This is a genomic window from Clostridium sp., from assembly GCF_016650095.1.
GTDB lineage: Bacteria > Bacillota > Clostridia > Clostridiales > Clostridiaceae > Clostridium_AD.
Genome location: NZ_JAENWL010000079.1, coordinates 1 through 11,628, shown reverse-complemented (window position 1 = coordinate 11,628; position 11,628 = coordinate 1). Strand labels below are relative to the sequence as shown.

The window sequence follows — 11,628 nt, the reverse complement described above, 5'->3', positions numbered from 1 at the left end:
CACTACAATTTCTATTTTAGTATAAGTATTTTAAGTTATAGGCATTATAATATAAAATAATAGTAAAGGAGTGTGCTTTTTATGAGTCAAAATAAAACAATAGCTGAAAATAATCAAAATATTATACCTAATAGTGAAAATAATCTGAGCCAAAATATGACCATAAAACAAAAGGATCAAAGCCTTATTGCTAATAGTTTAGATAGTAAAAATGCTAAAAACGGATATAAGGTTAATGGGAATGCTAGCGTACAAGCTGCTAAAGAAGGAACTAGAAACAAAAACTAGATAATTATTAAAAATCTTATGAAGTGTTATTAACAATAACTGAAACAGGTACCCCAATAGTTTGAGGTACCTGCTCTTGTAATTTACACATTATATTATGTTGATTACTTTAAAAAAGTTCTTATTGAAATGACTTAGAAATATACTCTGTTTTCTAACATCTCTAAAGATTCAATATGAATTTCTCAATGGCTTTTGCCACTCCATCATTATCATTATCTGTTGTTACATATTGAGCTACATCTTTAAGCTCCTCTATTGCATTTCCCATTGCAATTCCAAGACCTGCATAAGTTATCATTTCAATATCATTTGCCTCATCACCAATGCATATTATCTCTTCTTTTTTTATTCCTAACTTATCTGCTAAAACTTTTACACCATAACCTTTATTACAATCTTTATCCATAACTTCTAAGACTATAGGCATAGTTTTTACCACATTATATTCACTATAAAATTCTTTTGGTAGTTCAAGCATTTTTTTTGCAAGAAGCTTCTCGGTCTGAGAAAGTAATATCTTTGTAATCTCATCCTCATCATTAACTTCTGTATTAAAATCAAGAATTTTAACATGGTTTCCAACAAATTTCGTTTCAAATCTTGTAAATTCACTTTCCGCGGACGCAATAGAACCTTCATGAGTATACGCAATCATATCAAGTCCAAATTCCACACTTACAGCATGAACCTTTACTAAGTCCCGACCCTTTAATCCTTTATAACTAATGCATTTGAAATCACTGGTTCTATATATAGTTCCCCCATTATTTGCAATAAGATATTCATTTTCTCCTCTTAAATGGACTTCACTTAAAAATTTATCCAAACCTTTAAGTCCTCTTCCAGATGTTAAAACAACCTTAACACCTTTTTCTATAGCCTTTTTAATTGCTGCTTTGTTCCCTTTTGAAATAATTTTATCATTATTTAGTAATGTTCCATCCATATCAACTGCTAATAGCTTGTACATAATTCTCCTCCTACAATTTTTACTTTACTATATATCAATTAGGCCTCTTCAAAAACCAGCCATTTTGCTAGTATACTTCAGATGACTAATATATAAAATATCACGCTAAATTATAGCATCTTCAAATATTTTTTCAATTAATTCAAATCGTTTGTTATTGTTTATTATCATTGTATGCTATTTAAAGTAATTTTTCAAGATATATTGCGAAGTTAAATAATAATGTTATAATATTAATCAATAACAATACTAAATGATAATGATTGATGAGGTGCTTAAATGTTTACTGAAGAAAGACTTGAACAAATCTTAAGTATACTTAATGAAACTGGTAGAATAAAAGTAAAAGAACTAAGTGAACGATTTAACGTTTCAGAAGGTATGATAAGAAAAGATCTGCAAAGGCTAGAAAAAGCTGAGGCTCTTCAAAGGACCTATGGTGGAGCTATCCTAAATAGAAAGATTTCTAAAAATAGCTCTATAACCACTAGAATGAATATAAACTTAAGTAGCAAAGAGTTAATATCTAAAAAAGCTTTTGATCATGTAGAGGATGGAGATGTAGTTTTTTTAGATACCTCGAGTATTAATTTTTTGTTAGCTAAATTAATATCTACTAGTACTAAAAAGATAACCTTAATAACTAATATGTCCATAATACCACCCCTTTTTAATGACAATGAAACCGTTAAGCTGATATGTATAGGTGGAGTGTATAATAATAAATCTGGTGGGGTTCTTGGTTCAGAAGTAACTAAGAGTATATCTAAATATACCTTTAATAAAGGGTTTCTTGGAAGTTCAGGCATAAATTTAATTACAAATAGCGTAGATACTGTTACCTTAGAAGACGGTAATGTTAAAGAAATTATAGTCTCTAATAGTAAAGAAGTATTTTTACTTGTAGAAAAAGAAAAATTCAATTTAGATGGCACCTATAGATTTGCTTCTTTAGAGGATATAGATGTTATAATTACCGATTCAGACCTTACTTATGAGATTCGTGAAATGCTAAAAAACACAACTATAAAATTAATTTAGATATATATAATAAAAAATAAAATGCTTTCATGATATTGGTAAATAAATATTGTTTAGAATCCCATATTTATGTTAATAATTCAAATACCAAATATGATAAAGGAAAGGTAATAATAATATGGAAAATGTAATAACAACAGCCCATGTTAATAAATTATTTGAGGATTCAGAAAAAGATCATTGGTACAATGGCCAATGCTATGTATTAACAATAAAATTAAAAAATGGTTTTATGGTAACAGAATCAACTACTTGCATAGATAGCCAAAATGCTGATGAAGTTGGGGCAAGAGAAATAGTAGCAACAAAGATCAAATCTAAACTAAGAGATTTAGAAAGTTATAGAGTGCACACAGAATTAAAAGCTATGGTTAGAAATTAATTGCACAGTTTTAATCAGATCTTCTTCTGGGAAGTCACCTCTTCCCATTGGTTTAATTTTTATAGCCACTTTTTCAAAATCGCTACCTAAAGGACCCATATCTGAATTCGTTCCAATAATGTAATATATCCCAATATAGCTATTCTTCACAGAAACTTCATAAATCTTTGATATATTTACTATATAAGATATAAATTCTAAACAAATGAAGGAGATAACCTGATGAAGAATTCCATAAGAAGTATCGCAATTGTAATAACTTTAGTTATTACTTTAAATGGAACTGCCTTAGCGGCTCCAGCGAATGAGAAGCTAAAACAGCAAACGGATTCATTAACTAAAATTCAAGACCAAAGAGAAAAGCTTGAGATGAAAATAGAAGAATTCGATAATGAAATTCAAAAAGCTATGATTAAAGCAGAAGAGGATAAAATCAAAATATCCGAAACTGAAAAGGCAATAAAAAAAGCTTCAGCTGAGGTTATTAAGGTTGAAAAGGAAGCTCAAAAGGAACAAGTGTTATTTAATAATAGGATGAGAGTTATGTACATGAACGGATTTGATAGTTATTCCAGTATAATACTTGATTCAAAGAACTTTGGAGACTTTATATCAAGAGTAGATAATTTAAAAACCATTATAGAGTTTGATAATAAAGTAGCTGATAAGTTTAAAGCTACAAAAAAAGAATTAACTGAAAAGAAGCAAGATCTAAATAAAACAAAAGATGTATTAATTAGTTTGCAAGCAGGTGATAAGCAAAAGTTGGACAAGTTAATTGTCACTAAAGAGTCCCAAAATAAGTTGATCACGGAGCTAAAAACTAAGGAAAAACTTCTTGGAGGACGTGCGCCTCAACTATCAGTAATTAAAAGCATAGCAAAAATAAATGAAATAAGAAATTCAGCACCTAAATATACACCCTCTAGAGGATCAGCTACTATATCAGATAATGCTATAATAGCCTACGCTTCTAACTTTCTTGGTACACCATATTTATGGGGTGGTACAACCCCTGCTGGCTTTGATTGCTCAGGATTTACTCAATACGTCTACGCTCATTTTGGAATATCAATAGGAAGAACCACATTTAATCAGATAAATGATGGTGTACCAGTATCTAAAGAGAACCTTCAAGTTGGAGATTTGGTGTTATTTGGAACCTTTGCAAATCCTCATCACGTCGGTATTTACGTTGGGAATAATAATTATATACATGCTCCTCATACTGGAGATGTGATTAAAGTTTCACCTATATCAAGAAGCGGTTTTATAATAGGTAGACGCGTAAAATAAAAAGTACATATTGTTATAATCATAATTTTAAAGGTTGTTCATTCACTATATTAACCTCAAAAGGCACATTGAAATAAATAACAAGTCAGTAATCTAGTATCTTTGACTTGTAATTCATTTCAATGTGCCTAAGTCGTTAAACTTACGGTGCATATCACCATAAAAGAGTTCTTTTTATCTTAATCTATTGCTGTTATAATTTAATTTTTAATTATCAGCACTATATATTGAATCATTTTTGTTCAGTTCTAAGAGCGGAATTATTAAATGATCAACAATATGTTCTACATATTCCATTTTAATGGGTTTGCCAGTAATTATGAGCTGATAAAATAACAATGCTGGGCCAACATCTGCTAGAAGTTTCAATTGCTCATCGTCTAATTTCTTATCTATGCAACACTCTATGGCATCACTTAATATACATGTTTGATTGGTTATGCAATCCAAGTGAATCGCTTCGGATAATAATTTATCTCTGCTTATTGCAGTTGCTATGGACAGCATTACCTTTTGCCTAACCTTGTCACTTATTCCGAAATATATACTAAGTATTTCACATAAATAATCTCTCAAATTGTCTTCGCAACGCTTAGGTTCAACCTTCTGCTCACATGGCATCATGAATTCTATGGCTTCTGCTATAAGATATGGTTTAGATTTCCATCTGCGGTATAAGGTAGCTTTCCCTGCATGGGCTCTTAATGCAATAGCATCCATAGTAACCGAATCATATCCATAATCCGCTACAAGCTCCAACGCAGCTTTTAAAATAGCAAGATCACGAAGTTTATCGACAGGTCTCCCAAGCTTACATGGAATTTTTCCTTCAACATTTTCAATGTAATCAGCTTTATTTATTATATCCATCCCTTAACCTCCATTCTCTGTTTATCATAAATATAACACAATGTAATCATTATTTCAACATAACTGAACAAAATAGTTTTGAAACTATTGTGTTTTATTAATAGCTATGATATACTCTCATTGATAAGTGATAAGAATCGAAGGGTGGTACATTTATGATATTTAAAAAATTAAGTTTAGAAGATAAAAATACTATAGACAAATATATTTCTCCATACAAATTCTTGAGTTGTGAATATTCTTTTACAAGTTTATATATATGGAAAGATGCATGTGACGTTCAATACACCATATATAATCAGGCTCTTATATTAAAAAAGAAAGACTTTGATGGAAACTATCATTTCATGCAGCCTTTAGGATACGAAAGTGAAGAATTAGGAGATATTATAGATAACTTAAAAAAATATAGAGAAGAAAATAATATGAAATATCTATTTAAAGATCTAGATGAGAGCTTTATAGAAGAATTTAATGTTTTACTTAACGAAAAAAATGGATTTTATATAAAAGAAGACAGAGATAATTTTGATTATTTATATGAGGCCAAAAAACTTATGACTTTATCAGGCAAAAAGCTTCATTCAAAAAAAAATCATTACAATGCTTTTATTAAAAACTACAATTATGAAGTAGTTGAAATAACTGATGAAAGAGTAATTAATGATGTCGTAGTTGCCTCACAAAAGTGGTATGATGAAATAAATGAAAAAGATATTAAACTTTATTATGAACTTTTGGCAATAAAGGATATAATAAATAATATGAATCTATTAAATCTTAAAGGAGTAGCAGTATATGTTGATGGAAAAGTAGCGGCATTTAGTATTGGTGAAAGTTTAAACGAAAAACTTGCTATAATTCACATTGAAAAAGGTGATAGAAATATAAATGGTATTTATAGTTTTATTGCAAAGGCATTAATAGATAAATGTTTTAATAATGCAGAAATAATAAACCGCGAACAGGACCTAGGTATTGATGGACTTAGAAAATCTAAAATGTCTTATTACCCACTAAAACTAGAGAAGAAATTCATTCTTAGCTTTTAAGAACAACTACTGATACATCGATTACTTAAAAAAGTAAATATATATTTAGAAAGAGAGGTGTTCTCTGATGAAAAAGAGATCAAATATTGCTGTTTGGACTATAATTCTTGTAATTGCCGTATTATTCATGTTTCCTAAAACAGATCAGACAACAACAATTATTAATTTCGATCAATTTCAAAAAAACTGGTCAGATAATACTATAAAAAGCTTCGTGGTTGAAGCAGATCAGATGTCAGTTTCGGGAACTTTAAAAAATGGAACTAAATATAAAACGGTCGTTCCATCTACTAGATTATTTCAGTTTGTTAAAGATAATCCAAAGATTCCCGCGGTTCAAGAAACGTACCTAAAACCTTCAAGTACTCAAATGTGGTTACAGGTTTTGCCTAATTTATTATTCATATTAATGCTTGTAGGCTTTGGTTTTATATTCTTAAAGCAGTCCAAGGGTGCCTCCGGAGGCGGTGGAATGATGAAATTCGGGAAAAGCAAAGCAAAACTTGCCGATCCAAATGCGAAAAAAGTTAGTTTTAATGATGTTGCAGGAGCAGATGAAGAAAAAGCTGAGCTTGCAGAAATAGTTGATTTCCTAAAGCAACCTAAAAGATATATGGAAATGGGTGCTCGTATACCAAAGGGAGTTTTATTAATAGGGCCACCAGGAACTGGTAAGACACTTCTTGCAAGAGCTATTTCAGGAGAGGCTGGAGTCCCATTTTTTAGCATCTCAGGTTCAGATTTTGTAGAAATGTTTGTCGGTGTTGGAGCCTCTAGAGTGCGTGATTTATTTGAGCAGGCAAAAAAGAACTCGCCTTGTATAATTTTTATAGATGAAATTGATGCTGTCGGAAGGCAAAGAGGTGCAGGAGTCGGTGGCGGAAATGATGAACGAGAACAGACATTAAACCAACTGTTAGTTGAGATGGATGGTTTTGGTGAAAATGAAGGAATAATTATGATTGCAGCTACAAATAGATCAGATGTACTTGACCCAGCACTACTAAGACCAGGCAGATTTGACAGACAAATACTTGTTGGAATACCTGATAGAAAAGGTAGAGAAGAAATTTTGGCAGTTCATTCTAAAAATAAACATCTTGACCCAGACGTTAAACTTAGCGTACTTGCCAAGAGAACACCAGGGTTTACAGGTGCAGATATTGAAAACTTAATGAACGAATCAGCACTTTTAACTGTGCGAAATGATAAAAAGCTTATAGGAATGCATGAGCTTGAAGAAGCAGCTACAAGAATAATGGCTGGACCTGAAAAGAAAAGCAGAGTAGTTATTGAAGCAGATAGAAAGTTAACAGCGTATCATGAAGCAGGTCATGCAATTGTAATGAATTTACTTCCAAATTCAGATCCTGTTCACCAGATAAGTATAGTTCCAAGAGGAAGGGCTGGCGGATATACTATGCGTCTTCCAGATGAGGACCGTTCATATATGTCTAGGTCAAGACTCGAAGAGGAAATTGTGGGACTATTAGGTGGTAGAGTCGCAGAAAAACTAGTTATTGGAGATATAAGTACTGGTGCAAGCAATGATATTGAAAGAGCAACTTCAATTGCTAGAAAAATGGTAATGGACTGTGGAATGAGTGACACTCTAGGAACAATTGCATTTGGTTCAGGTAGTGATGAGGTATTTCTTGGAAGAGACATGGGTAAAGACAGACACTATAGTGAAGAAACCGCATACAAAATAGATGAAGAAATAAAAAAACTTATAGATAGCGCATATAAAAAAGCATTGACCCTTCTAACTGAGAACAGGAGTAAACTTAATGCCGTTGCAGAAGAGCTTTTAGTACGAGAGAAGCTTGAAGGAGTAGATTTCCAAGAAATATTTGCAAGAAGCTAGAAAATAAAAGCACAGGCTATATTAATATTATATATAGCCTGTGCTTTTTTTTTTTTGATTAGCAATACAAGTCTTGACCTTTAAATTAATTCTTAGTTTAATCTTCTACACTTATAAATTATTTACCAAATAACCCCTGACCACCTGATGCTGCACTTTGTGGTCCGAATGTTGGTGCTCTCTTAGTATTCTTTTGTTTTGAAGATTTAGCTTTTTTTTCTTCAATAATTTTTTTCATTAATTCCATGTTTTTGTTCATATCATTTTTCATATTTTTACCTTCTTTTTTTTATTTTTAGGTCTTTTACTTTATTAAAAAATAACTACTACCTTCTAAACTAACATAACATAAGCATTGAATATTTCCAAGGAATAGTTTTTCATTTTATTAATCTATTATAACCCAAACTTAGCCCTTTGAGTAGCACCTATTAACTAATATAGTTTAAGTAGTAGCTTCTTCAATAAATCTGCACTTTTATTGTTTTTAAATCATCCTTGAGGCAATAGAAGATAGTGGATAAAAAAAAATCTTCTTATCCTAAGAATAAGAAGACATTATTTTTTTACACGATGTTAGTGGTAAAGATTTATTTACCTGGTATAACTACTTCAACACGATTCTCATAGGCATTTCTAACAGCACCTAAGAAATCACCATGAGCATCACTAAGTGACATAGTAGCACCGGAAACCACATCTGCAAGAGCTGCCTTTTCTTTGACAGTAAGTTTAGCTAATTTATCAATTTCGTCTTGCTTGGTCGTTGTAGCTTTTATTGGACGACCGGCTGCAGTTGTATTCTTTGCGAACCATGCATCTAATTCAGCTACAGTTTTACCAACAAAGAATGTTTGATAGAAATCCATTTGCTTATACCACTCATTAGCTGGATTCATACCGTAACTATCTCCACGTTGGCGTTTTGTTAGCCATCCATTGACTTCATCAGTTGCTGATTCCAATGTGTTTTCAGATACACCTGTTACTAAAGCTGTATCATGATCTGTTATATTATATCCTTCTACATCAGGCCATCCTGAAAAATGCGGCATTGATGCCCCATCATAATTTGGAGTGGCAACTTCGTAGGCATCTAAATAAGCACCTAGAATTCTTCCATTTGCATCGAAGTTAACATCTGCCATACCAACAGTAAAACTATAAACCGGTACATCTTCACTGTCACTTCCAGGACCATTTCTAAATGCTACATTATGTCCTAATCCTTTATAAATCTTTTGAGCTATTGGAGCTACTGCTGGTGCAGCTGGTTTTTTTATTGCATCTATTTTTGCATTTAAACTTGCCACAGTTTTAGGTCCGACTATTCCATCAGCGCTAAGACTATTTTTTCCTTGAAAATTCTTAACGGCAGTTACAGTAAGGTTTCCAAAAATACCGTCTGTACTAAGCTTGTACCCAACAGTGTTAAGCACAGTCTGAAGACTTTTAACATCATTCCCATTTGATCCAAATGCGACCATACGAGTTAATTTTAATGAAGTCACAGGCGCACTAGATGTCTTTACAGGTGTTGATACTTTTACTGGTGTTACTTTTACTGGTGCTTTTACTGGTGTTGTTGGTGTTGTGGGCGTGGTTGGTGCTCCAACCGTAGCTGCTGAAACAACATCTACACCGAGACTTCCTATTCCTGAGTTACCTCCTACAAGTGAAAGTGTCATTGCCACTGTTAATGCATAGGCAACTGTTGTTAATGTTTTTTTCATTATTTACCCCCCCTGTTAAATTGTTCTTTTTTTTATAAAATGTTACATCCTTATTGTACAAAATAATATTGGTAAATACAAGCAATATTTGCATTTTTCTCATTTTTCTTACTATTCTCACAGTTTAACTCGCTCATTCTTAAATTTTTCATGGTAAATATAATACATAGAGGTGATCCAACTGGCGAAACTGTCCGTGTCACTTCTAGATTTTACAACTGGACTTTATTTTTATATAATTATTAGTTATAACGTAATTCATTAAATTTTATAATGTGATTCATTAATTAAATTTACAATTAATTTTTAATTTCGTCACTATATTGACACATATTATTGTTATTATAAGTACATAGAAAGTAATTGAATTTCTTTAATTAGAGTCCCCCTTTAATTAGATATAAATTTAATATAAACCGTTAAAAGAACTGATAAATATAATCAGTTCTTTTTTTTATTCCCTTATTCAAGCTACTTTTCACGAAAACTTTCATCTAAGGTGTATATTGTCCTTCTACTTTTACCACTAGATCATTTTCAGAATAGATATAACATAGCATATGTTCATACTTAATAGAAACACTTTTAAAATCATCATAGGAAACAGACTGATTATTAATATCACCTCTATACGAATCAAGCCAACATCCTAAAAGATTTAATGAAGCATTATCAGCTATAACATAGCTTTTTATCTCTTTGCTACTATTAACAATTATGTAATCATCATATACAAAATATTTACCATTTTCATATACGGCATCTCCACTCTTTTTACCTGCTTCAATAGCTGCATTTCCTGTTAGAAATTCTACATCATCAAAATTCAAATATCTCTTGCCACCATCTTCACATACCTTAGATATGTACCCAATTTGTTTTGATTTTACTATTGTCCCCGGTTTAACAATAGCATGCATTATTATCTTTTCTTCACTAACTTTTTCTAAAACTAAATTAGCTGAGCCCTGATTAGTGTTTTCATGAATCTTATTAACTACTATATTATTTTTTATAAAATTAGCAGTTAATACTAAAATAACTAATAAAGCTATCATAGCTAGTACACCTATAACTCGTACTTTTGGTTTATTCAAATTAGAGTTCATAAAATTACAACCCCTCCCCTTTTATAGTTTACTTTCTATAGTATTCATCAAACCCGTATAATATTAACAAAAAAAGAAAAAAGTATATATTACTACAACTGCAGTTCGCTACGCTAAGGAATTCTAAACAGATTTTATTGAAAGATACTAAAAAGTACAAACTCGCTATCCCCTTAGTATTCCTCATGGGCGCATAACAATTCTCAATTGTTATGTGCTCAAACATGTACTTTTCTTAACGTATCTTTCATAAAATCAGTTAAGAATTGCTAATGCTTGCTCATTTGCATTTTACGTAATATCTACTTTTTTACACATAAAAACATTTGTTTTGAAGCTGTCCAACACATAAAAAAGAGCCTAATTAGCTCTTTTTTGTTGTATAATAGTTTAGTTTTCCTAGACTTTTCTTTTTTCGCGAAGTCATATCCACGATTAACATTATTGCAGCTATTAAAAGTAACCAATGGATCATAAATCCACCAACACTAAATATAAGCCCCATTACCCAAAAGAATAATACTATTCCGCCTATCCAACTTAAAAAACCCACATGAAACACCACCTTTCTCATATATATTTTTTTGCTAAATCTCTTTAAAATTATAATGACCTAAATTTAGCTAATATATACGGAGTGTTTCACCTTGCTATATTCTACTTAGTTTTAATATATATTTTATTAAAAGACACATATATAAAACATTAATAGAAATAATCCTAACTTTCTTTATCTTTTCAAAAATTATTTTTATTTTATTAGCATGATTTGTTTTACTAATTATAAAGTCCTATCTTAAATATTAATGCAAGATTTAATACATTAGTTCTTTCATTTTCTCCATCATGAGCAACTATATAAGTTAATGGAATTGTGGAATAAAAAAGGACATCCTGGTATAACTTTACTATTACCATTTTCATTAGCAGTCCATAAAATTAAACACTGTTGGTAATAAAATCAGCTTATCAACATTAGTAAATAGAATAGAATATCATACTTCTAAATCTGTTTAT

General features: G+C 31.0%; 14 protein-coding genes. 6 read left to right on the top strand and 8 right to left on the bottom strand.

The annotated features are described in order from the left end of the window. Positions 1–81: 81 nt before the first annotated feature. On the top strand, positions 82–288 hold the full coding sequence (locus tag JJE11_RS06870; RefSeq protein WP_291633926.1) for a hypothetical protein: 207 nt from the start codon (positions 82–84) through the stop codon (positions 286–288). Positions 289–451: 163 nt separating this feature from the next. On the opposite strand, the gene JJE11_RS06865 is transcribed toward JJE11_RS06870, so the two are convergent. Continuing rightward, the gene (locus JJE11_RS06865; RefSeq protein WP_291633924.1) at positions 452–1,261 is read right to left on the bottom strand and encodes a Cof-type HAD-IIB family hydrolase; all 810 of its coding nucleotides are present in this window, start codon (positions 1,259–1,261) and stop codon (positions 452–454) included. Positions 1,262–1,540: 279 nt separating this feature from the next. Here JJE11_RS06865 and JJE11_RS06860 point away from each other — a divergent pair, with 279 nt between their 5' ends. Then, a complete protein-coding gene (locus JJE11_RS06860) occupies positions 1,541–2,302 on the top strand; it encodes a DeoR/GlpR family DNA-binding transcription regulator (protein WP_291633922.1) in 762 nt (253 codons plus the stop codon). A gap of 118 nt (positions 2,303–2,420) precedes the next feature. Then, on the top strand, positions 2,421–2,684 hold the full coding sequence (locus tag JJE11_RS06855; protein WP_291633920.1) for a Gp49 family protein: 264 nt from the start codon (positions 2,421–2,423) through the stop codon (positions 2,682–2,684). Here the strand turns inward: JJE11_RS06855 and JJE11_RS06850 are convergent. After that, the gene (locus JJE11_RS06850; protein ID WP_291633918.1) at positions 2,661–2,834 is read right to left on the bottom strand and encodes a hypothetical protein; all 174 of its coding nucleotides are present in this window, start codon (positions 2,832–2,834) and stop codon (positions 2,661–2,663) included. The genes JJE11_RS06855 and JJE11_RS06850 overlap by 24 nt on opposite strands. Before the next feature lie 72 nt (positions 2,835–2,906). Here JJE11_RS06850 and JJE11_RS06845 point away from each other — a divergent pair, with 72 nt between their 5' ends. Beyond that, on the top strand, positions 2,907–3,980 hold the full coding sequence (locus tag JJE11_RS06845; protein WP_291633916.1) for a C40 family peptidase: 1,074 nt from the start codon (positions 2,907–2,909) through the stop codon (positions 3,978–3,980). Between the two features lie 207 nt (positions 3,981–4,187). On the opposite strand, the gene JJE11_RS06840 is transcribed toward JJE11_RS06845, so the two are convergent. Then, positions 4,188–4,850, bottom strand: a complete 663-nt coding sequence (locus tag JJE11_RS06840; protein ID WP_291633913.1) for a TetR/AcrR family transcriptional regulator — start codon at positions 4,848–4,850, stop codon at positions 4,188–4,190. 155 nt (positions 4,851–5,005) lie between these two features. Here JJE11_RS06840 and JJE11_RS06835 point away from each other — a divergent pair, with 155 nt between their 5' ends. Continuing rightward, the gene (locus JJE11_RS06835) at positions 5,006–5,902 is read left to right on the top strand and encodes a phosphatidylglycerol lysyltransferase domain-containing protein (RefSeq protein WP_291633911.1); all 897 of its coding nucleotides are present in this window, start codon (positions 5,006–5,008) and stop codon (positions 5,900–5,902) included. 67 nt (positions 5,903–5,969) lie between these two features. Then, positions 5,970–7,769 carry an ATP-dependent zinc metalloprotease FtsH gene (gene ftsH, locus JJE11_RS06830; protein ID WP_291633909.1) on the top strand — a complete coding sequence of 600 codons (1,800 nt, stop codon included), beginning with the start codon at positions 5,970–5,972 and terminating at the stop codon, positions 7,767–7,769. Between the two features lie 118 nt (positions 7,770–7,887). Here ftsH and JJE11_RS06825 read toward each other — a convergent pair whose 3' ends face one another. The 5 genes from JJE11_RS06825 to JJE11_RS06805 all read right to left on the bottom strand — a co-directional run bounded on the left by JJE11_RS06825 (position 7,888) and on the right by JJE11_RS06805 (position 11,535). Next, entirely contained in the window at positions 7,888–8,040 is a 153-nt protein-coding gene (locus tag JJE11_RS06825; protein ID WP_291633907.1) for a hypothetical protein, read from the bottom strand. A gap of 319 nt (positions 8,041–8,359) precedes the next feature. Next, a complete protein-coding gene (locus tag JJE11_RS06820; RefSeq protein ID WP_291633905.1) occupies positions 8,360–9,502 on the bottom strand; it encodes a peptidoglycan-binding domain-containing protein in 1,143 nt (380 codons plus the stop codon). A 494-nt stretch (positions 9,503–9,996) separates the two neighbouring features. Further along, entirely contained in the window at positions 9,997–10,611 is a 615-nt protein-coding gene (locus JJE11_RS06815; RefSeq protein ID WP_291633902.1) for a hypothetical protein, read from the bottom strand. Positions 10,612–10,975: 364 nt separating this feature from the next. Then, positions 10,976–11,164: a lmo0937 family membrane protein gene (locus JJE11_RS06810; protein WP_291633900.1), complete on the bottom strand. Its 189-nt coding sequence runs from the start codon at positions 11,162–11,164 to the stop codon at positions 10,976–10,978. 224 nt (positions 11,165–11,388) lie between these two features. Next, positions 11,389–11,535, bottom strand: coding sequence for a hypothetical protein (locus JJE11_RS06805; protein ID WP_291633898.1), 147 nt, complete (start codon positions 11,533–11,535; stop codon positions 11,389–11,391). Positions 11,536–11,628: the final 93 nt, after the last annotated feature.

Bases quoted from the DNA above. Each gene is read 5' to 3' on its own strand.
- JJE11_RS06835 (WP_291633911.1), top strand. From the start codon at position 5,006: ATGATATTTAAAAAATTAAGTTTAGAAGATAAAAATACTATAGACAAA.
- JJE11_RS06815 (WP_291633902.1), bottom strand. From the start codon at position 10,611: ATGAACTCTAATTTGAATAAACCAAAAGTACGAGTTATAGGTGTACTA.
- JJE11_RS06855 (WP_291633920.1), top strand. From the start codon at position 2,421: ATGGAAAATGTAATAACAACAGCCCATGTTAATAAATTATTTGAGGAT.
- ftsH (WP_291633909.1), top strand. From the start codon at position 5,970: ATGAAAAAGAGATCAAATATTGCTGTTTGGACTATAATTCTTGTAATT.
- JJE11_RS06825 (WP_291633907.1), bottom strand. From the start codon at position 8,040: ATGAAAAATGATATGAACAAAAACATGGAATTAATGAAAAAAATTATT.
- JJE11_RS06820 (WP_291633905.1), bottom strand. From the start codon at position 9,502: ATGAAAAAAACATTAACAACAGTTGCCTATGCATTAACAGTGGCAATG.
- JJE11_RS06865 (WP_291633924.1), bottom strand. From the start codon at position 1,261: ATGTACAAGCTATTAGCAGTTGATATGGATGGAACATTACTAAATAAT.
- JJE11_RS06840 (WP_291633913.1), bottom strand. From the start codon at position 4,850: ATGGATATAATAAATAAAGCTGATTACATTGAAAATGTTGAAGGAAAA.
- JJE11_RS06870 (WP_291633926.1), top strand. From the start codon at position 82: ATGAGTCAAAATAAAACAATAGCTGAAAATAATCAAAATATTATACCT.
- JJE11_RS06860 (WP_291633922.1), top strand. From the start codon at position 1,541: ATGTTTACTGAAGAAAGACTTGAACAAATCTTAAGTATACTTAATGAA.
- JJE11_RS06845 (WP_291633916.1), top strand. From the start codon at position 2,907: ATGAAGAATTCCATAAGAAGTATCGCAATTGTAATAACTTTAGTTATT.
- JJE11_RS06805 (WP_291633898.1), bottom strand. From the start codon at position 11,535: ATGAAAATGGTAATAGTAAAGTTATACCAGGATGTCCTTTTTTATTCC.